A 20,604-nucleotide genomic window follows, 5' to 3' on the forward strand; every position below is an offset into this window, starting at 1 on the left:
TCCGCGCACGGACGCGGCGGGCGTCCGTCGTACGAAGAGGGGGGTGCGCCGCGCCATATGACCGCTGGCCTGACGCGCTGCGCCGCTCTCTTCCTGCCCGCCGACCTGCCCCGCCAGGGCCGGATCGCCCTGTGGGCCCCGGACGGCGGCGAACTGCCCGAGCCGATGGCGTCCGCCGCCCCCGAAGCCCATGCGTCCGCCGCGCCCGATGTTCTGACCGAGGTCACGGTCGTACGTCGCCAGGGCGCCGCCGTCCGCAGGGTCACCGTCCCCGCCCTCACCCTGCCCGTCGACCGCGCCCTGCCTCTGCTCGCGCGCGCCGCGCACCACCGTGCCGCCCACCCCGCCACCGCCTGCTGGGGCGGCGCCGCCCGGCTCGCGCTGCACCTGGTGGCCCGGGGCCGCCTCCTTCCCGGGCTCACGGCCGACGACCACGACGCCTGGCGGGCGGGCCCGCTGGACGCCGAGGACATCGCCCACCTGCGCGCCCTCGCCGCGGCCCTGCCCTGGGAGGGCCACGCCGCCCCGCTGCCTGACGTCCGGCCGCTGCAACTGCCCGACCCCGAGGCGCTGTTGCGCGCCTTCCTCGACGCGGTCGCCGACACCCTGCCCCGGACCCCGGCCGCCCCGCACGCCCTGGGCGCGCCCTTCGCCGCGCGGGCGGCGCAGCGGCTGCCCGGGGCCCGGGAGTGGGCCGCTGAGGCGGCGGCCGGGCTCGATACGGGGGTACGGATCTCGCTTCGGCTCCAGTTGTCCGGGCGGGAGCTGTTCGACCGTGCGGATGACGGGGCGACCGGGGGCGCCGGGGAGTCGGTTCGTACGGCGGGGGCGGCGGTCCTTCAGGTGCACAGCTTGGCCGACCCCACTCTTGTGGTCGACGCGGCGGACTTTTGGGCGTCGGGTGCGCCCGATGGGTCCGGTGCGTCCGGTGCGTCCGGTGATGCCGCCCCCGATGCCGCGGGCGTTACCACGTCCTTCGGGCCGCGGGCCCGGGTCGACGCGGCGCTCGCGTTGCGCCGGGCGGCGCGGGTCTGGGCCCCGCTCGAACGACTCGTGGAGCATCCCGAGCCGGACGTACTGCCCCTGTCCGAGAGCGAGTTGGCCGATCTGCTCGGGGCCGCCGCGAGCCGTCTGCGCGCCGCGGGAGTCGCCGTGCACTGGCCGCGTGACCTCGCACGCGATCTCTCGGCGGCCGCCGTCGTACGGCCCGCGCCCGGCTCGGCCACGGATGGCACCGGCTTCCTCGAGAGCGGTGAACTTCTCCAGTTCCGCTGGCAGTTGGCGCTCGGTGGCGAGCCGCTCAGCGAGGCCGAGATGGACGCGCTCGCCGAGGCGCACCGGCCCGTGGTGCGGCTGCGCGACCAGTGGGTGCTCGTCGACCCGGACCTGGTCCGCAAGGCCCGCAAGCGCGAACTCGGCCTGCTCGACCCGGTCGACGCCCTCTCCGTGGCCCTCACCGGCACCGCCGAGGTGGACGGCGAGACCGTCGAAGCGGTCCCGGCCGGCGCGCTCGCCGAGCTGCGCGACCGGCTCACCGCCGGACTGGCTCCGGTGGATCCGCCGCCGAGCCTGAACGCCCGGCTCCGGGACTACCAACTCCGTGGCCTGGCCTGGCTCGACCTGATGACCTCACTCGGCCTCGGCGGCTGCCTCGCGGACGACATGGGCCTCGGCAAGACCGTGACCCTCATCGCCCTGCACCTGCGCCGCGCCCGCCCGGAACCCACCCTCGTGGTCTGCCCGGCCTCGCTGCTCGGCAACTGGCAGCGGGAGATCGCCCGCTTCGCCCCCGGCGTCCCGGTGCGCCGCTACCACGGCGCGGGCCGCACCCTGGAGGACCTCTCCGACCTCTCCGGCGGCTTCGTCCTTACTACGTACGCCACGATGCGCACCGCCGCACCCCAACTCGCCGAACAGAGCTGGGGCATGGTCGTCGCCGACGAGGCACAGCACGTCAAGAACCCCCTCTCCGCCACCGCGAAGGCCCTGCGCACCATCCCGGCCCCGGCCCGCGTCGCCCTCACCGGCACCCCCGTGGAGAACAACCTCTCCGAACTCTGGGCCCTGCTCGACTGGACCACCCCCGGACTGCTCGGCCCGTTGAAGTCCTTCCGTTCTCGGCACGCACGCGCTGTGGAGGGCGACGGCGTCGAGGGCCGCGACCCCGAGGCGGTGGCCCGCCTGGCCCGCCTGATCCGGCCCTTCCTGCTGCGCCGCAAGAAGTCGGACCCCGGCATCGTGCCCGAGCTGCCGCCGAAGACCGAGACCGACCACCCGGTGCCGCTCACCCGGGAGCAAGTCGCGCTGTACGAGGCGGTGGTGCGCGAGTCGATGGCCGCAATCGAGGCGGCGGACGGCATCGCACGCCGCGGCCTGGTGCTCAAACTCCTCGGCGCGCTCAAGCAGATCTGCAACCACCCCGCGCAGTACCTCAAGGAGGGCGTCCACGGCGACCACACAGGCGGCCCGCATCCGGCCGCCGCGACCACTCCGGTGGGCCCGCATCCGACGGGTCCGCGTCCGAACGGCCCGTACCCGGCAGGGACAGCGGCGCCGCGCCTGCACGGCCGCTCGGGCAAACTCGCCCTGCTCGACGAGCTGTTGGACACCATCCTCGCCGAGGACGGCTCGGCCCTGGTGTTCACGCAGTACGTCGGCATGGCCCGGCTGCTCGCCGCGCACCTCGCCACCCGGGCGCTGCCCGTGGAGCTGCTGCACGGCGGTACGCCGGTCGCCGAGCGGGAGCACATCGTGGACCGCTTCCAGGCGGGTGCCACCCCGGTCCTGATCCTCTCCCTCAAGGCCGCGGGCACCGGCCTCAACCTCACCCGCGCGGGCCACGTCATCCACTACGACCGCTGGTGGAACCCGGCGGTCGAGGAGCAGGCCACGGACCGCGCGTACCGCATCGGGCAGACCCAGCCGGTGCAGGTCCACCGTCTCGTCACCGAGGGCACGGTGGAGGACCGCATCGCCGACATGCTCACCGCCAAGCGGGCCCTCGCGGACGCGGTACTCGGCTCCGGCGAGCCGGCCCTCACGGAGCTGACGGACCGCGAACTCGCCGACCTGATCTCCCTGCGGAGGCCGTCATGAGCCCGGCACCCGGCTCCGGCGCGGAGAGCCCCGCGGACCGGGCCCGCCGCGCCCTGCGCGAGGCGCGCCGCACGGACGCCGCGCCCTCGGAGCCCGCCGCCCCGGCGGCCCCGGAACCGGCGACCCCCACCGCCGAGCCCGAGGCCGACGCCCACGGGCGCCCGTCGGCACCCCGTCCCGCCGACGCGGCGCGGGAGGCGCTGCGCGCGGCTCGCCGGGAGAGCGGTACCGGCGACGGTGTGGAGGACTCCGGTGTCCGGGGCGGAGGAGTCGAGGTATCCGGTGTCCGGGGCGAGGGAGTGGAGGGATCCGGCGTCCGAGGTGGGGGAGTGGAGGGATCGGAGGACTCCGTTCCCCAGGGGCGTGGAGCGGGGAACTCCGGTTTCCACGGCGGTAGTTCGGCCAACCGGAGCGGACGTAAGCGGACGCGCCGCCCGGTCGGCTCACAACCCGCCCGCCAGGCCGAGGAGTTGCGCAGGATGCTGCGGGAAGCCGTGCGGGGGCTCGACGACGGGGCTGTGCCGCAGGCGGCCGCGCCGCAGGAGGCCGAGCCGTCGAACGGAGGGTCGGCGGACGGAGAGTCGGCGGACGGAGGGTCGGCGGACGCCAAGCCCCGGACCGGTGCAGCCGCGCGTCCCCGATCCCGTCCCCGTACACGAGGACCTGTCGAAGCCGACGGGACTTCGATGTCATCCCCCGCCACACTGCCCGGACCGGAGGCGGAGGAGGCGGGGGACGCGGGAGAGACGGGAGAGACGAGAGAGACGAGAGAGACGAGAGAGACGCCCGCCCGCCGAAGGGCCGGTGCCCCCGGAGAGCTACGCCGGACGTTCCCGGCCAACTGGCCCGGCCGCGACGGCACGGACCGAGGGCGCAGGGTCCGGACCCGCACGGACCGTGGGCCCGCCTCTCGCGCGAGAGGCACGGACAAGACCGGGGAGACCACCCCAACCCCCACCCCCAGCTGGTGGGGCACAGCCTGGATCAACGCCCTGGAAGCAGCCGCCCTCGATCCGGCCCGCCTGGCCCGCGGCCGACGCTACGCCGACGGCGGACACGTGGACGCGATCACCGTCACGCCCGGCCTGGTGCTCGCGTACGTGCACGGCAGTCGCCCGCGCCCGTACCGCGTACGGCTCACCCTGCGCACCTTCTCCGACGCGGAGTGGGACGGCTTTCTCGAGGCCGCGGCCGACCGGCCGGGGCATATCGCCGCGCTGCTCGACAGGGAACTGCCGCACTCCCTGGCGGAGGACGGCGTCGGCCTGCTGCCGGGCCCCGGCGAGCTGCACCCGGAATGTTCCTGTCCCGATGCGGGGCGGCCCTGCAAGCATGCCGCGGCGCTCTGTTACCGGACCGCGCGGCTCCTGGACGAGGACCCGTTCCTGCTGCTCCTGCTGCGCGGCCGGGGTGAACGCACGCTCCTCGACGCCCTGTCCCGGCGTAACGCCACCCGCGCGGCCCGGGCCGACCGCAGCGGCATAAGCCCAAGCCCCGCCCGGCTCCCCGGCGTACGCGCCTCCGACGCCCTCGCGCCGCGCGACCTGCCGCCGCTCCCGGCACCGCTCCCGCCGCCCGCGCACCCGGGTCGGCCCCCGGTCTGCCCGGCCCCACCGGGTGGCCCGGACCCGCTGGCGCTCGACCAGTTGGCCACGGACGCCGCGGCCCGTGCGCACGCGCTGCTGACCGGCGGCACCGACCCGGTGGGCGAACTGAGCCTCTGGCAGGACGCGGTGCGCCTGGCCGCCGCGCGCCCCGGCTCCGGCCTGACCGCGGCGAGCCGCGCCCACTACGCCGCGCTCGCGGCCGCGGTGGGGCGCAGCCCGGCCGAGCTCGCGCGCGCCGTCGCCGCGTGGCGCCAGGGCGGCATCGAGGGCCTCGCCGTACTGGAAGAGCCCTGGGATCCGCCCGCGGGTCCTTTCGACCGGGCCCGACCGGCCCTGCGCGCCGCGCTCTCCCCGGCCGGCCCGCCGTTCAAGGTCTGGCGCAACCGCCTGACCCACCCCCGCGGCCACCTCCAACTGCGCCTCGGCCGGGACAACCTCTGGTACGCGTACGAGTCCGAGCCGAACCACGACGACTGGTGGCCCCGCGGCACCCCGACCCCGGACCCGGTGGACGCCCTGGCCCTCGTAGCCGCTCCCGAAGACCCGGATCGCCCAGGCGGCCCGGACAGCCGCGAGTGGCCATGATCCCCGACGTCCACGGCGGCCCTGACGCCCGAACTGCCGCCCGCACGCTGCCAATAGGCCCAATTCAGCCCTCTGCCACCCCACCCACTCCCCGAAACACCCACTCCAAAAAAGTGACCCGTCCCACAGCGAGGTCAGAAGCGCACAAATCCGGGCGACCGCCGCACCCGCTAACTCGGACGTCAGGATTGCCCCTTACCGTGGTCCGGTGACCGAATCGAAGACCCCTGCCCTCCAGTACCGCTTTGACGGACCGGAAGACGCCCCGGTCCTCATCCTCGGCCCGTCGCTCGGTACCACGTGGCACATGTGGGACCGGCAGATTCCCGAGCTCACCAAGACCTGGCGGGTGTTCCGCTTCGACCTGCCCGGCCACGGTGGCGCCCCCGCGCACCCCGCCGACAGCGTCGCGAACATCGGTGACCGGCTGCTCGCCACCCTCGACCAGCTCGGCGTGCAGCGGTTCGGCTACGCGGGTTGCGCTCTCGGCGGTGCCGTCGGTGCCGATCTGGCGCTGCGGCACCCGCAGCGGGTCGCCTCGCTCGCCCTGATCGCGGCCTCGCCCCGGTTCGGTACCGCCGACGAGTTCCGGCAGCGCGGCGTGATCGTGCGTACGAACGGCCTCGACCCGGTCGCCCGTACCGCCCCCGACCGCTGGTTCACGCCCGGCTTCGCTGCCAACCAGCCGGCGATCACCGAGTGGGCCGTGCAGATGGTCCGCACCACCGACCCCGGCTGCTACATCTCGGCCTGCGAGGCCCTCGCGGCCTTCGACATCCGTTCCGAGCTCGGCCGGATCGGCGTGCCGACGCTGGTACTCGTCGGCTCCGAGGACCAGGTCACCGGGCCCGCCGAGGCGCGCACCCTGGTCGCGGGCATACCGGACGCGCGGCTCGCGGTCGTTCCCGGCGCCTCCCACCTCGCCCCGGTCGAGCAGCCCGGCGCGGTCACCGACCTGCTCGTACGCCACTTCTCCACCGCCTGGGCGGAGCAGAACCCGTCGATGGCGGCGATCCCGGCGCCGCCGGTCAAGCCGGTGCTCACGCCGCCGAAGGCCGCGTCGCCGGTGGCCGAGATCGCGCCCGCCGAGGTGCCGATGCCGGGTGCCGTTCGGCCCGATCCGTACGACAGCGGTCTCAAGGTCCGCCGCGAGGTCCTCGGCGACAGCCATGTGGACCGGGCGCTTGCCGAGGCCGACGAGTTCTCCGGCGACTTCCAGGACTTCCTGACCCGGTACGCCTGGGGCGAGGTCTGGGCGCGGCCCGGTCTCGACCGCCGGATGCGCAGCTGTGTGACCCTCACGGCCCTGGTCGCGGGCGGCCACCGGGAGGAACTCGCCTTCCACGTTCGGGCGGCGCTGCGCAATGGCCTCACCCCGGACGAGATCAAGGAAGTGCTGCTTCAGGCAGGCGTGTACTGCGGCGTACCGGCGGCGAACTCGGCGTTCCGGGTGGCGCAGGAGGTCATAAGGCAGGAGACGACGCCGCAAGAGTAGGCCGGGTCTTGCGGACCACGGATGCGTACCGTCGTACGGGGCTCGGCCATCGCGCTGCACGCGCTCGTCCGCAAATGCCGGACGGGCTGAAATATGACGCCCACCGCCATGATCCGGAAGCATGCCGGAAGCATGATGGTGTCATGACGCACTCCGACCCCACCCCGACGCTCACGCTCACGAAGAAGGCGCACGCCTGCGTCCGCCTGGAGAAGGACGGGCGGACGCTCGTCGTCGACCCGGGCGGCTTCAGCGAGGCGGACGCCGCGCTCGGTGCCGAGGCGATCCTGATCACCCACGAGCACCCGGACCACTTCAACGAGGAGCGGCTGCGGGCCGCGCTCGACGCCGACCCGGCGGCTCAGATCTGGACGCTGCGGTCCGTCGCCGAGCAGCTCGGGGCCGCGTTCCCGGGCCGCGTGCACGTGGTCGGCCACGGCGACACGTTCACGGCCGCGGGCTTCGACGTGCAGGTGCACGGCGAGCTGCACGCGGTGATCCACCCGGACCTGCCGCGGATCACCAACATCGGCTTCCTGATCGACCCGGAGGCCGCCGCCGTCTTCCACCCCGGCGACGCGTTCACCGTCCCCGACCGGCCCGTGGACACGCTGATGCTCCCGGTGATGGCCCCCTGGAGCAAGGTCTCCGAGGTCATCGAGTACGTCCGCGAGGTCAAGCCGCGGCGCGCCATCGACATCCACGACGCGCTGCTCACGGACCTGGCCCGGCCGATCTACGACACCCACATCGGCAACCTCGGCGGCGCCGACCACGCCCGGCTCGCGTCCGGCGAGAGCACCGGGCTGTGAGCTGTGAGCTGTGAGTCGGTTCACCGGGCTCTGAGTCGGTTGTCAGACCGTGCCGGTAGGTTGTGAGACATGCGCATCGCGACTTACAACGTGAACTCGATCACCGCCCGCCTGCCGCGGCTGCTCGCCTGGCTGGAGAGCAGCGGTACGGACGTGCTGTGCGTGCAGGAGACCAAGTGCGCGGCCGAGCAGTTCCCGGCGGACGCGCTGCGCGAGCTGGGCTACGAGTCGGCGGTGCACGCCACGGGCCGGTGGAACGGCGTGGCACTGATCTCCCGCGTGGGCCTCGAGGACGTGGTGAAGGGCCTGCCCGGCGGCCCGGCGTACGACGGCGCGGAGGAGCCCCGCGCGATCGCCGCGACCTGCGGCGGCGCCCGCGTCTGGTCGGTGTACGTGCCGAACGGCCGGGAGCCGGACCACCCGCACTACGCGTACAAGCTGCGCTGGCTGGAGACCCTGCGGACGGCGGTCGCCGAGGACGCGGCGGGCACGACCCCGTTCGCGGTCCTGGGCGACTTCAACGTGGCGCCCACGGACGAGGACGTGTGGGACATCAGCCTCTTCGACGGCGCCACACACGTCACCCCGGCCGAGCGGGACGCCCTCGCGGCGCTGCGCGAGACGGGCCTCGAAGAGGTCGTGCCGCGGCCGCTGAAGTACGACGTGGCGTTCACGTTCTGGGACTACCGGAACCTCGGCTTCCCGAAGAACCGGGGCATGCGCATCGACCTGGTGTACGGGAACGAGCCGTTCACCAAGTCCGTCAAGGACGCGTACGTCGACCGCGAGGAGCGCAAGGGCAAGGGCGCGTCCGACCACGCCCCGGTCGTGGTCGACCTGGAGCTGTAACCGGTCGTGGTCGACTTGGAGCGGTAACCCGGGGTGGGCCGAAGGCGACGCAGCGCCTCCGGCCCACCCCGGCCCTCATCCCCGACCGCCGGGCAGAGCCTCAGTCCTCAAGGACCCATAGTCCTCAAGGCCCCTCAGCCTTCAAGGACCCTCAGCCTTCAAGAACCCTCAGGTCGATCGAATCCGCAAGGGCAGCCAACCCCGCGTCCCCCGGGTGCAGATGGTCGCCGCTGTCGTAATGCGGGAGCATCCGCGACGGACGCTCCGGGTCCCGCAGCACCGCGTCGAAGTCCACGAACGCGTCGTAGGTGTCGTTGTTGCGGATCCACTCGTTCACCGCCACCCGCTGCGCGTTCGCCTCCGGAGTGCACCGCCGCTCGCCCTCGCACGGCACGATCGTCGCCGCGATCACGCGCAGCCCGCGCGCCTTCGCCCGCGCCGCGATCTCCCGCAGCCCGGCGATCACTTCCTCGGCGGTGTCGCCCCAGCGCACATCGTTGACGCCCTCGAAGACCAGCATCGTGCGCGCCGAGGTCTGGGCGAGCACATCCCGGTCGAGGCGGTGCACGGCGCTCACCCCGCCGGTGCTCCCGCCCATGCCGTCGCCCGGATACCAGTCGTAGATCACGCGGTTCGCCGAGATGCCGTGGTTGATCACGCCGTAGTGCGGCACCTCGTCCTGCGCGAGCAGCCGCCGGGCCAGGACGTTGGGCCAGCGCTTGTTGCCGTTCATCGTGGACTTGTCGCCGTCCGTGATCGAGTCGCCGAGCGTCACCACGGACCCGGGCCCGCCGGCCACGTCCACGCCGGTCAGGAACGGCCAGGTGGTGATGGTCGAGGTGTACGCGCCGGGGCCCGCGTCCGCCGCGTGGTCGCCCGGTTCACTCAGGTACGACTCCTGTAGCGCCTGTCGGTGCACCGGGGCGGCCACGACCGTCCCCGCCAAATGGAAGCTGACCAGAAGGTTGGCGTCGGCGGGCACGTCGAAGCCGAGCGGGTCGCTGAACGCCTGGGCGCCCGCCGGGATTTCGGTCCCGGTCACGCCGTTGAAGGAGAGCGGTACGGGTGGCCCCGAGGCCGTTGCCCCCGATTCCTGCACGGCGACCGTCGCACTGCCGATCCGCACCGGCGTACCGGCGAACGTGTTGTCCAGGCGCACCCGCACCCGCGAGCCGCCCACCGAGGTGTGCACCACCAGGCGCAGCGTGCGGTCCTGCCACGGCCCGACCGAGGTGTACCCGGCGGTGGACGCCGACCACGTTCCGGTCCAGCCCGCGTCGGTGTTCCGTACGGACGCCGCGAACACATGCAGGTCGGCGCCGCCGCCCGGAACCGGAAGCCGTACCGCCTCGACCGCACGCCCGCGATCGAGCGGCACCGTCACGACGTACAGGCGGGCCTTCTCGACGCGTTGGCCCTCTGGCGTGTTGATGTGCGGCAGGGCCACGGACTTCGTGGCGAGCGGGCCCGAGCGCCAGTCCGGCGCGGTCAGTCGGAACGATGCCTTCCGGCCGTCCTCATACCGCACCGTCCCGGTCCCGCTCGCGGTGCCGCCGGTCCCGGCGACCAGGAACGCCAGGGACTCGCCCGTGCCGCGTACCGAAACCCACTGGCCGTTCGCGCGTACGTTGTCGGGCTCGCCCGGCTCGGTGTCCGGCAGCGCGAACCGGGCCGCGTCGACGGAGAGGTCCCGGCCCGGGGTCCAGCCCGCGGCGGCCAGGTCCTGGGCGGAGAGCGAGGCCCCGGAGCCGTCGAAGTCGGCGGCGGTGGGCGCGTTGTCGTCGCTCACCGCCCGATTGTCGAAGAGCCGCTCCAGTGGGAGCGGCTCTTGTCTCTTCTGCTGAGCGGTTCTTGGCGCGGCCGTGCCGGTCTCGTTCGCGGTCGTCCCGGTCGTCCCGGTCGTCCCGGTCGTGGCATTCCGCCCTGCCGTGGCAGCGCCCGCCGCGGGCGCCATCGGCGCCACCCCGGCCAGCCCGGAAAACAGAGCCAAGGCCACGGCCCCACCCCAGATACGTCGACGCACAGCCGACTCCTCCCTCTCGTACCGCTCGTCAGATGTCGCCACCTGTCCCCCGAGTCGCCCGTATGCCCTGTGTCCCCCGTGTACCCCCGTTCCGTGAGCTGCGCCATGAAGCTAAGGAGGCGTCAGGAACGCGTCAATGACCTACGTCTGAACTCGCCCTGAAATAAGGAAGGATGAGCCCTTCGAGGTGAGAGGGGGTGCGCAGGGGGCACGTGAGGTCAGCGTGAGGGACGGCAGCGGACGGGCAGAGAAGCTCGCTCGTGGAGGTGCGGAAGAAGGTCTGCACGGACGAGGCTCGCGGTGGTGTCGACGTGCGCGGTCAGGAGGCAACGTACGACCAAAGGGGCCTGCTCCTGGGTGAGTTCGCCGCCTTGCGCCCCGCCGAACCCGAGTCCACCCGCCGCGCCCGCTCCACGTACCCTCATGTCCTCGCCGGTCCTCAACAGGAGAGCCCCGTTCGATGGCTGCCACGCACGCCTTACCGTCCGCACTCGACGCGACATCGTCCGCGTTCGACCCGATGCGGCTTCTGGCCGCCGGTCCGCCCGACGCTTTCGGTTCCTTCGGACCCGGCGCGGTCATCGGCTTCGTGATCGTCTTTTCGCTCGCCTTCGGTGCGCGTCGCCTGGTCGGCCGGTACGGGGGCACGTTGCGCACCCTCGTATGCGCCCTCGCCGGGATGGCCACCGGCGGGATCGCCATCGGGCGGCGCCTCGGCGAACCGGGGATGAGCTGGTCCCTGGTCACCGTCATGGTCGGCATCGCCCTGGTCGTCACGATGGTGCTGCTCATCGCCACCGAGGCGCTGCTGCCCGTCGGCACCAGCCCCCTCAGCGTGCTGCGTGCCCTGCGCGCCCGCGTGGCCCGGGCCCGCCGCTATACGCAGGTGAGCGCGGCCGCGGCGCGGCACGGACTGATCCGGCGCGCCCGGCCGTTGCCGAGCCGCGGCGGACCGCAGGGCGGCGACGCCGCGTTCGCCCAGGCGCTGCGCGCCACCCTCGAGGAGTGCGGTGTCACCTTCGTGAAGCTCGGGCAGATCCTCTCGACCCGGCGCGATCTGCTGCCGCCCGAGTTCATCAACGAGCTCAGCAGGCTGCAGAGCGAGGCCGAGCCCGCTCCCTGGGCGGAGGTCGAGCGGCAACTGACCGCCGAACTGGGCGCCCCACCGGCCGAGTTCTTCGCCCACTTCGAGCGCAAGCCGCTGGCCGCCGCCTCCATCGCGCAGGTCCACCGGGCCACGCTCACCGACGGCAGCCAGGTCATCGTCAAGGTGCAGCGGCCCGGGATCGTGCCGGTCGTCGAACGCGACCTCGACATCGTGCGGCGCATCGCCGCCACCCTGGAGCGGCGCGCCGCCTGGGCGCGCGGCCTCGGCGCCGTCGACCTGGCCGAGGGCTTCGCCGCCGCGCTCCGCGAAGAGCTGGACTTCCGTATCGAGGCCCGCAACCTCACCACCATCGCGGCCGCGGCCGCCCTGCACGACGCACCGCACCAGGTCCGGCTCCCGGCCCTGCACGACAAACTCACCACGGCCCGCGTCCTCGTCATGACGGAGCTCGACGGCACCCCGCTCGGCCGCGCGGACCGGGCCATCGCCGAACGCGAGGTCGACCGGGCCGAGTTGGCGCGCACACTGCTCGCCTGCCTGCTACGGCAGGTGATGGTCGACGGGGTGTTCCACGCCGACCCGCACCCCGGCAACATACTGCTCACCCCCGAAGGCGGCCTCGCGCTCCTGGACTTCGGATCCGTGGGCCGTCTGGACACCCAACTCCAGTCCACCCTCCAGCGTCTGCTTCTCGCCGTCGACCAGCGCGATCCGGCGACGCTGCGGGACGCCTTCGTGGAGATCATGGACCGTTCCGACGGGGTCGACGGGGAGGCGCTGGAGCGCGCGTTGGGCCGCTTCATGGCCCGCCACCTCAGTACGGGCGTCGTCCCGGACATCGACATGTTCACGGACCTGTTCCGGATCGTCTCCGCCCACGGCATCGCCGTACCGCCCGAAGTCGCCGCCGTCTTCCGCGCGTTGGCCACGGTCGAGGGCACCTTGACCCACCTCGCCCCCGGCTTCGACATCGTGACGGAGGCCCGCACCTTCGCCCGCCGCGAGATCACCGCCCAGCTCGGCCGCGGCTCGCTACGGGAGACCGCGGAGGGCGAACTCCTCCCCTTGCTCCCGCTCCTGCGCCGACTGCCGCGCCGCGTGGACCGTATCGGACAGTCCCTGGAACGCGGCGAGTTCACCCTCAACGCCCGCCTGCTCGCCGACGAACGCGACCAACGCGTCCTCTCCGGCCTGCTGCACCAGGCCATGGTCTGCGTCCTCGCCGCCACCACCGGCATCATGGGCGTCCTGCTCCTCTCCGGCAGCGGCGGCCCGGCCATCAACAAGGACCTACGCCTGTACGAGCTGTTCGGCTACAACCTTCTCCTCCTGAGCCTGGTCCTCATGATCCGCGTGCTGGTCGGCCACCGGGCGCGGGGGGCCCGCTACGACTGAGGGGCGACCCTGCGTTTAGGATCGCGGGCACCGCTTGACGGTCCGAGGGCGGACCATCCTTAGCAGAGGATCAGCCGTGCAGTGCCCCATACGCTCTTTTTGGGTGGTAACTCCCGGACAGGGTGAGATCGTTACCTCTGCCTGCCTGCCTGCCTGCCTGCCTGCCTGCCTGCCTGCCTGCCCGCCTGCCCGCCTGCTCGTGAGGTCGCTGACGGCGAGGCCGTAGTCCGGACCTTGTACTCGGCCGTGAGCCGTGGCACGGAATCGCTGGTCTTCAACGGTCGCGTTCCCGTCGGCCAGTACGCGGCCATGCGCGCTCCGTTCCAGGAAGGTGACTTCCCCGGCCCCGTCAAGTACGGCTACCTCAGCGTGGGCCGGGTCGAGGCGGGGCCCGCCCAGCTGGTCGACCGGACCGTCTTCTGCCTGCACCCGCACCAGAACCGTTTCACCGTCCCGGTCGAAGCCCTCACCCTGGTACCCGACGCGGTGCCGCCGGAACGCGCGGTGCTCGCCGGCATCGTCGAGACGGCCCTCAACGCCTTGTGGGACGCGCCACCGCGCATCGGTGACCGCATCGCCGTGGTGGGCGCGGGCCTGGTCGGCTCCTGCGTGGCCGCCCTCCTGGCCCGGTTTCCCGGCCTCCGGGTGCAACTCGTCGACGTCGATCCGGCCCGCGCGGAAGTCGCCGCGGCGCTCGGTGTCGCCTTCGCCGACCCCGCGCAGGCGGATGGCGACTGCGATCTCGTCTTCCATGCCAGCGCCACCCAGGACGGGCTTGTCCGCTCCCTCGAACTGCTCGCCCCCGAGGGCTCCGTGGTGGATCTGAGCTGGTACGGCGACCGGCCGATCACCCTTCCGCTCGGCGGGTTCTTCCACTCCCGGCGCCTGGCACTCCGCAGCAGCCAGGTCGGCGCCGTCCCGCCGCAGCTGCGTGGGCGGCACGCGCCCGCCGACCGTCTCGCCCTGGCGCTCGACCTCCTGCGAGACCCCCTCTTCGACGTACTCATCACCGGCGAATCCGACTTCGACGAACTCCCCCAGGTCATGGCCCGGATCGCCGCGGGCGGACTGCCCGGGCTCTGCCACCGCATCCGATACGACCCCCGCTGACCCGCACCCACCGCCCGTACTGACCGCCGTACAGACCGCCCGTACCGACACCGAGCCTCCGGAGAAGTCTTGTTCACCGTCACGGTCCGCGAGCACCTCATGATCGCCCACAGTCTGCGGGGCGAGGTCTTCGGCCCCGCGCAGCGCCTGCACGGAGCGACCTACCTGGTCGACGCCACCTTTCAGCGCATGGAGCTGGACGCCGACAACCTCGTCGTCGACATGGGCCTGGCGGCTACGGAGCTGCGCGGGATCGTCGGAGCGCTGTCCTACCGGAATCTCGACGAGGACACTGCCTTCGCCGGGACCAACACCACCACGGAATTCCTGGCCAAGGTCATAGCGGACCGCCTCGCCGCCCGCATCCACGCCGGTGCTCTGGGCCAGGGGGCCCGCGACCTGGCCGGGATCACCGTGCAACTCCACGAGTCGCACATCGCCTGGGCGAGCTACCACCGCACGCTCTGATCACCCGGCCATGGCCATACGCCCGTACGTCCTGCTGTCGGCCGCCGTTTCCGTGGACGGCCATCTGGACGACACCGCCGACGAACGACTGGTGCTCTCCAACGACCAGGACCTCGACCGTGTCGACCGGGAACGCGCCGCCGCCGATGCCGTCCTCGTCGGCGCCACCACCCTGCGCAGGGACAACCCGCGCCTCCTCGTGAAGAGCGCCGAGCGGCGCGCACGGCGTATCGCCGCCGGTAAACCGGAGCATCCGCTGAAGGTGACGGTGACCGGGTCCGCGGAGCTGGACGCCGGTCTGCTGTTCTGGCACTGCGGCGGCGAGAAGCTGGTCTTCACCGTGGACGGCGCGGTATCCAAGGCCCGTCGCACCCTGGGCGGCCGCGCCGACATCGTCAGCACCGGCCCCGTGCTCGACTGGCCGTTGGTCCTCGACGAGCTCGGTCGGCGCGGTGTGGGCAGACTCCTGGTGGAAGGGGGCGGCACGATCCACACCCAGTTCCTGGCCCGGAGCCTGGCCGACGAGCTCCATCTGGTCATCGCCCCGCTCCTGGTGGGCCAAGCCGACGCCCCGAGGTTCCTGACCTCGGCGGCGTATCCCGGTGGTTCCACGGCCCGTATGAAACTCCTGGAGGCACGCCGGATCGGCGACGTGGTGTTGCTGCGCTACGCGCCCAAGCACCGCGGCTGAGACGTCCCGCGCGCCGGACCGGGATGCTCGCCGCTGCCGACCGCGCCGAGCCCGACCGCCGATCTCCGAACTCGGGCTCCTCGGTGTGCAGTTGACGGGTCCTAGGTATGATCGGCGGGACACGGTCGGCACGGGTGGGACGGGGGAGCCGCAGTGGACGACGCGGTCGAACTGGCGGACATGATCGCTCAGTTGCGGGACGAGCTGGGCCGGGCGATGGCGGCCGGAGACGGCCACGGGCTGCGGTTCCAGGCCGAGCGGCTCGAACTCGAGCTGACCGTTGGGGTGGAACGGAGCCGGGAGCCCGGCGCCAAGGTGCGGTTCTGGGTCTTCGACGCCGGCGCCACCGCGCGCAGCGCGAACACCGCCACGCAGCGGATCACACTCACCCTCCTGCCGGTGCCCGGCGACGCACCCGAAAGGCCCGCCCTGATCTCGGGCGCCGAGCTGCCCGATGAGGACTGACCCTTCGGCTGACGAGCCCGGCCTCGACCCGCACCGGATCGCCGAGCTCATCGTCGGAACGGACCACGGCAACCGGCGCGGATCCGGATACCGAATCTCCGACGGCACGGTCCTTACCGCCGCCCATGTGGTCGCCAACGCCACCGGGATACACGTACGGTGCGATGCCGACCGGCCCGGACAGTGGTCGGCTCCGGCGGCGGTGGCCTGGGCGGACGACGGCTGCGACCTGGCCGTGCTGACCGTCAGGCCCCCGGCAGAAGCCCCCACGGGCATCGAGCGCGCACGTTTCGGGCGCATCGCCGACGACCGCCACGGCGTGATCGGCGTGCACGCGGCGGGGTTCCCGCTGTGGAAGCGGCGCCGCCGCCCCGAAGGCGGGTACTTCCGCGAACTCCACCAGGCCGATGGGACCGTGGCGGCGCTCTCCAACCTCCGCACCGGGACGCTGGAAATGACCGTGGCAGCGGCGGGCGCCGACCCGGACCCGGACACCTCTCCGTGGGCGGGGATGTCCGGCGCCGCGGTGTGGGCCGGCAGCCGCATCGTCGGCGTGGTCGCCGAACACCACCGGGCCGAGGGCGCGGGCCGGCTCACCGCTGTCCGTCTCGACCACGCACTGCGCCGACTCCACGACGCGGACCGCGCCGAACTCGCCCGGCTCCTGGCGATCCCCGACCCGGCGGCGCTGCCGCTCGCGACGCAGGGGGTGGCGCAGGACGCGCGGGCCGCAGGGGTGCGCGTGGTCGGTGTCCCCGTCGCGCACGGGATCGAGCTCTTCAAGAACCGCGCCCACGAACGGGACGCGATAGCAAGGAACTTGAGCGACCCGGCCGTCCGCATGGTGACCGTGACCGGGCGGCGCGGCATCGGGAAGAGCGCGCTCGCCGCCAAGGTCATGGACCTCCTGGACCGTGGCGAGTGGCCCGGTCCTGCCCGCGGACCGGTCCCGTCAGGTCTGGTCAACCTCTCCACCCGTACGTCCGGGATCTCCCTGGAACGCCTCTACTTCGACTGCGCCCGCCTGCTCGGCCCCGACCACGAGGCACATCTGCGCAAGGTGTGGGCCACGAACTCCGAGCCGCGCGACCGCCTTGCCGAGCTGTTCGCGGCCATGGGCGACCGGCTCATCATCATCCTCATGGACAACCTGGAGGACCTGCTCCACGACGACGGCCGCATGGCCGACCCCGAGCTGTCCGTCATCATCGACTGCCTCTTCCGGGCCCGCGCCACCCCACGTCTCCTCGTCACCAGCCAGGTGCCGGTGCGCCTCCCGCCCGAACTGCGGCGCTTCGCCGCCCACGTGCCCCTCTCCGAGGGGCTCAGGCCTGCCGAGGCGGCCGAGCTGCTGCGAGAACTCGACCGGGACGGCAGCCTCGGCATAGCGGATCTGTCCGACGACGAACTCCTGAACGCGGCGGTCCACGTCCACGGCATCCCTCGTGCCCTTGAACTCCTGGTCGGCGCGGTCGCCGACGACACGGAGCTGCTGCCGAGCCTGTCGGACGTACTGAAGGACTTCACCCGCCGCAAGGACATCGCCGACGCCCTCGCCCAGGCGCGCTACCAGCGCCTGGACGCGTCGGCGCGTGCCGTCCTCGGCGTCCTCTCCGCACTGGGCACCCCGGTGCAGCAGAACGCCGTCGAAGCGATAGTCGGCGGGCTCGACCCGGGTCTACGTGTGGCACCTGTCCTCACGTCCCTCGTCCGCATGCACCTGGTGTCGGTGGACCGGGCGAGCCGTACTCTCGCCCTGCACCCCCTGGACGCGGACATAGCCGGCGGCCAGTTTCCCCAGGACGGACCCTTCCGGAGGCAGGCAGTGGAGCGGCAGATCGCATCCTGGTACGCGGGCCGGACGCCGCCGCGCGGCACGTGGCGGACGCTGGACGACATCGAGCCGCAGCGGCGGCAGTTCGACCACCTCGTGCGCGCCGGTGACCACGACAGCGCCGCGCAGGTGCTGAACGAGATCAGCGAATGGCTCGTCTGGCACGGCTCGGTGCTCGCCGCGGTCTCGATGCACCTCGCCGTCGACGGGCACATCGACGACGAGGGGGTGCGCCTCGCCCACACCGCCGCCTACGGGCACGCCCGGCTCAGTGCGGGCCCGATGGAGCAGGCCGTCGAGCTCTTCACCGGAGCGGCAGCCCTCGCCGAGCGCCTCGACGACCGGACCGCGCTGCTCAGCGCGCTGTTCGGACTCGGGGACGCGCACCGCCAGTTGGGCGACCTCGATGCCGCCGTACAGCCGCTCGAGCGGGCCGCCGTCCTCGCACGCGACCTCGGTGACAGTGAGCGCGAGGTGCACGCGCTGCTCTCCCTCAGCCTCAACCACAGCTACCGCCGCGACGGCGAGACCGCCCTGGCCGTTGCCGACCAGGTCACCGAACTCGCCCGTACGAGCGGCGATCCGCTCACCACCGCACGTGCCGGCAACGCGCGCACCATCGCCCTGCTCACGCTCGGCCGCTGGCGGGAGACCGCTGACGCGGGCGCAGAGACGGCCCGCGCCTACCGTGCGGCCGGCAGTCAGGAGGCGATCGCGTATGCGCTGAACGCGCAGGGCGTCGCCCTCCTCGCTCTCGACGGTCCGGCCCGGGCGGTCACCGTCCTGGAAGAGGCCCTCCGCGAGGCGTCGTTGATGGAAACCCCGCGCGCCGAGGGCGTCTGCCTGCTCAACCTCGCCTGGGCGTACTGGTGCGACGGCCGCCACGAGCAGTCCGCCACCACCGCCGAACGCGCCTCGGCCGCCCTCCAGATCGCCGGAGCGCCCCAGGCGGCAGCGGCCCGCTCCCTGGCCGAGGCGGCCCGCGCCCTGCCCGACTCCCCGCGATCCGCAGCCGATTCACTGACCCGCGCGGCCGCCGCGCTCGACGGCAACGCCGAGGTCGTCGCCCCCGCATGGCTTGCCGCTGACGCCCGGCGACTGAACGAGGACTGAAACGCCCGCCGGTCAACTCCCCACCCGGTCAACTCCCCAGCCGGTCAACTCCCCGGCCGGTCAACTCCCCACCCGCCCCCGAAAGTTGCACCCGGTGTTCACCGGATCGACAGCGTGTCACCTCGGGGGCAGGGTGTGGGCACCGATGTACTTCAGATGGGGCAACTCTCGCCACAACGCTGGAGGATGAACACCACATGCCGCTGAAGAACTACGGCGTGCTCGCCGCCCGGGCCGTCGACCATCGTCGGGAGGGTGCCGAGGACGACACCCCGCATTTCCAGATACGCCTCGTCGACGAGGGCGGCACCCACTACCGCGCCGCCGTCAACGTCAAGTCGCAGGAGAATCCTTCGGAGTTGCTGTATCTCGTCAACGAGAACTTCAGCCACGCCGTGATCGAGAAGCTTCCGGCCGTGGGCAGCGGGTGGACGGAGCTGCCGTCGCGTGTGGGCGGGGCCGCGCTCGACTACGTACGCGGTGAACTCCTGGACCGCGCGGACATGAAGAAGCTCCCGGCGGACCAGCCCGGTGCCGACAACGACCTGGCCGATGTGCTCGAGGAGCACGTCAGGCGCGCCGTCGAGGACGAGTCCGCCGCCGTCTACGTGTTCGGCGAGCGTTGGGGCCCCGAGGAGGGCACACCGGACAAGATCTTCGGCTTCGAGCCCGGCAACGGCGTTCACGACGTGCACATGAACCAGGGCAACAGCGAGCGCTTCAAGGGCCAGGACGGGGTCTGGCAGGACGGCGGCCTGCTGATCCATCTGCCCGGTGCCGACGGTGCCGACGGTGCCGAGGGTGTCGACCAGTGGATCGCGGTCTTCCTCGCCTTCCAGTCGCAGTCCTGGAACACCGACGACTCCACCGGCCACGCCGAGGAGCCGGGCGACCGACCGAACGACCCGGGGCAGCCCGACGACCCGGGGCAGCCCGGTGACCCGGGCGACGGCCCTGCCCCCGCCGTGCGCATCCGCTCGGCCATGATCAACCCCCAGGGCCCGGCCCCTGAGACCGAGACGGTCACCCTGGCCAACGACTCGCGGTCCGCGGTCGACCTCGGTGGCTGGCACCTCGCCGACCGCAACGAGAACCGCGTATCCTTGCCCGCCCAGCGCCTCGAACCGGGCGCCACCGTCACGGTCACCGCCGCCGACGGCTTCCAGCTCGGCAACCGGGGCGGCACGATCACCCTCCTCGACGACGCCGGGGAGACGGTCCACACCGTGACGTACTCCGAGGGCCAGGCCCGCCAGGAAGGAAGCCCGGTCGTCTTCGACGCGTAGAGCGCAGCCGTACGCGCAGGGGCCCGGCGGTCGTCCGCCGGGCCCCGGTCGTGTCTCGCCAAGGCGACCTGGAGTTCAGTCCGAGGGGAGAGAGGAGAGAGGGGAGGAGGAGGGCCGCCCTTCCAGCCGTTGTCGACCGGCGCGAAGCCGTACGCGCGCTAGCACGACTCCTCCAGATAAGTCCGCGTCAGCGCACTCGCGCGCGTGAACCAGTCGGTGAGTACGGCGACTTCGTCCGGCGTGTAGTCCGCGAAGAGGTCGGTGAGGAGGGCGAAGTACGGGCCGTGGACGGCCTGTACGCGTTCGGCGGCGGCCGGGACCGCGGTGATGCGCACCCGGCGCCGGTCGGCCGGGTCCGGCCGGCGGTTGACGAAGCCGCCGCGCTCGAGGCGGTTGAGGATGCCGGTCACCGCTCCCGTCGTGACGTGCGTACGCCTGGCCAGATCGCCGGCGGTGACCGGGGAGCCCTCGGCCTCCAGGATGTACGCGAAGCAGACGAGGTCCGTGACGCTCAGCCCCAGGTTCCTGGCGAACTCCTGCTGGCCGACGAAGTTCGCGGCGACGAGGTCGTTCATCGCCCTGATCGCGTCCGAGGCGGAGCCGGTGGGTCGGGGCTTGCCCTCCATTGAAGTTCCTTAGCGCGCGAGATAAATTCCTTACTTGCTAA

Annotated in this window: 13 protein-coding genes and 1 pseudogene; 12 read left to right on the forward strand and 2 right to left on the reverse strand. The window is 72.7% G+C overall.

All coding sequences use genetic code 11. The annotated features are described in order from the left end of the window. Window positions 1-57 precede the first annotated feature (57 nt). The 5 genes from ACWD10_RS05130 to ACWD10_RS05150 all read left to right on the forward strand — a co-directional run bounded on the left by ACWD10_RS05130 (window position 58) and on the right by ACWD10_RS05150 (window position 8,444). Window positions 58-3,096, forward strand: a complete 3,039-nt coding sequence (locus ACWD10_RS05130; protein WP_451087112.1) for a DEAD/DEAH box helicase — start codon at window positions 58-60, stop codon at window positions 3,094-3,096. Further along, entirely contained in the window at window positions 3,093-5,288 is a 2,196-nt protein-coding gene (locus ACWD10_RS05135; RefSeq protein ID WP_451087114.1) for an SWIM zinc finger family protein, read from the forward strand. Before ACWD10_RS05130 ends, ACWD10_RS05135 begins: the two co-directional genes overlap by 4 nt. A gap of 208 nt (window positions 5,289-5,496) precedes the next feature. Next, window positions 5,497-6,783, forward strand: coding sequence for a bifunctional 3-oxoadipate enol-lactonase/4-carboxymuconolactone decarboxylase PcaDC (gene pcaDC / locus ACWD10_RS05140; protein ID WP_451087116.1), 1,287 nt, complete (start codon window positions 5,497-5,499; stop codon window positions 6,781-6,783). A gap of 143 nt (window positions 6,784-6,926) precedes the next feature. Beyond that, a complete protein-coding gene (locus ACWD10_RS05145; RefSeq protein ID WP_451087118.1) occupies window positions 6,927-7,595 on the forward strand; it encodes an MBL fold metallo-hydrolase in 669 nt (222 codons plus the stop codon). A gap of 69 nt (window positions 7,596-7,664) precedes the next feature. Next, complete coding sequence (locus ACWD10_RS05150) at window positions 7,665-8,444, forward strand: exodeoxyribonuclease III (protein WP_451087120.1); 780 nt, start codon at window positions 7,665-7,667, stop codon at window positions 8,442-8,444. A gap of 151 nt (window positions 8,445-8,595) precedes the next feature. On the opposite strand, the gene ACWD10_RS05155 is transcribed toward ACWD10_RS05150, so the two are convergent. Then, on the reverse strand, window positions 8,596-10,467 hold the full coding sequence (locus tag ACWD10_RS05155; RefSeq protein ID WP_451087122.1) for an SGNH/GDSL hydrolase family protein: 1,872 nt from the start codon (window positions 10,465-10,467) through the stop codon (window positions 8,596-8,598). A gap of 460 nt (window positions 10,468-10,927) precedes the next feature. Here ACWD10_RS05155 and ACWD10_RS05160 point away from each other — a divergent pair, with 460 nt between their 5' ends. The 7 genes and pseudogenes from ACWD10_RS05160 to ACWD10_RS05190 all read left to right on the forward strand — a co-directional run bounded on the left by ACWD10_RS05160 (window position 10,928) and on the right by ACWD10_RS05190 (window position 19,937). Next, window positions 10,928-12,970, forward strand: a complete 2,043-nt coding sequence (locus ACWD10_RS05160) for an ABC1 kinase family protein (protein WP_451087124.1) — start codon at window positions 10,928-10,930, stop codon at window positions 12,968-12,970. Between the two features lie 76 nt (window positions 12,971-13,046). Then, a pseudogene (locus ACWD10_RS05165) lies at window positions 13,047-14,080 on the forward strand (zinc-dependent alcohol dehydrogenase). Between the two features lie 69 nt (window positions 14,081-14,149). Beyond that, entirely contained in the window at window positions 14,150-14,548 is a 399-nt protein-coding gene (locus ACWD10_RS05170; RefSeq protein ID WP_451087126.1) for a 6-pyruvoyl trahydropterin synthase family protein, read from the forward strand. A 10-nt stretch (window positions 14,549-14,558) separates the two neighbouring features. Continuing rightward, window positions 14,559-15,239: a RibD family protein gene (locus ACWD10_RS05175; protein WP_451087128.1), complete on the forward strand. Its 681-nt coding sequence runs from the start codon at window positions 14,559-14,561 to the stop codon at window positions 15,237-15,239. Window positions 15,240-15,392: 153 nt separating this feature from the next. Beyond that, window positions 15,393-15,704 carry a trypco2 family protein gene (locus ACWD10_RS05180; protein ID WP_451087130.1) on the forward strand — a complete coding sequence of 104 codons (312 nt, stop codon included), beginning with the start codon at window positions 15,393-15,395 and terminating at the stop codon, window positions 15,702-15,704. After that, complete coding sequence (locus tag ACWD10_RS05185) at window positions 15,694-18,651, forward strand: trypsin-like peptidase domain-containing protein (protein WP_451087132.1); 2,958 nt, start codon at window positions 15,694-15,696, stop codon at window positions 18,649-18,651. The genes ACWD10_RS05180 and ACWD10_RS05185 overlap by 11 nt, the downstream gene beginning before the upstream one ends. A 197-nt stretch (window positions 18,652-18,848) precedes the next feature. Then, window positions 18,849-19,937 carry a DUF2278 family protein gene (locus tag ACWD10_RS05190; RefSeq protein ID WP_451087134.1) on the forward strand — a complete coding sequence of 363 codons (1,089 nt, stop codon included), beginning with the start codon at window positions 18,849-18,851 and terminating at the stop codon, window positions 19,935-19,937. A 158-nt stretch (window positions 19,938-20,095) separates the two neighbouring features. Here the strand turns inward: ACWD10_RS05190 and ACWD10_RS05195 are convergent, their stop codons facing one another. Next, complete coding sequence (locus ACWD10_RS05195; protein ID WP_451087136.1) at window positions 20,096-20,563, reverse strand: MarR family winged helix-turn-helix transcriptional regulator; 468 nt, start codon at window positions 20,561-20,563, stop codon at window positions 20,096-20,098. Window positions 20,564-20,604 lie beyond the last annotated feature (41 nt).

This window comes from Streptomyces sp. NPDC002851 (assembly GCF_053591935.1).

Coding starts and splice junctions, on each gene's coding strand:
- ACWD10_RS05130 (WP_451087112.1), top strand. CDS start 58: ATGACCGCTGGCCTGACGCGCTGCGCCGCTCTCTTCCTGCCCGCCGAC.
- ACWD10_RS05135 (WP_451087114.1), top strand. CDS start 3,093: ATGAGCCCGGCACCCGGCTCCGGCGCGGAGAGCCCCGCGGACCGGGCC.
- ACWD10_RS05145 (WP_451087118.1), top strand. CDS start 6,927: ATGACGCACTCCGACCCCACCCCGACGCTCACGCTCACGAAGAAGGCG.
- ACWD10_RS05150 (WP_451087120.1), top strand. CDS start 7,665: ATGCGCATCGCGACTTACAACGTGAACTCGATCACCGCCCGCCTGCCG.
- ACWD10_RS05160 (WP_451087124.1), top strand. CDS start 10,928: ATGGCTGCCACGCACGCCTTACCGTCCGCACTCGACGCGACATCGTCC.
- ACWD10_RS05175 (WP_451087128.1), top strand. CDS start 14,559: ATGGCCATACGCCCGTACGTCCTGCTGTCGGCCGCCGTTTCCGTGGAC.
- ACWD10_RS05185 (WP_451087132.1), top strand. CDS start 15,694: ATGAGGACTGACCCTTCGGCTGACGAGCCCGGCCTCGACCCGCACCGG.
- ACWD10_RS05190 (WP_451087134.1), top strand. CDS start 18,849: ATGCCGCTGAAGAACTACGGCGTGCTCGCCGCCCGGGCCGTCGACCAT.
- ACWD10_RS05195 (WP_451087136.1), bottom strand. CDS start 20,563: ATGGAGGGCAAGCCCCGACCCACCGGCTCCGCCTCGGACGCGATCAGG.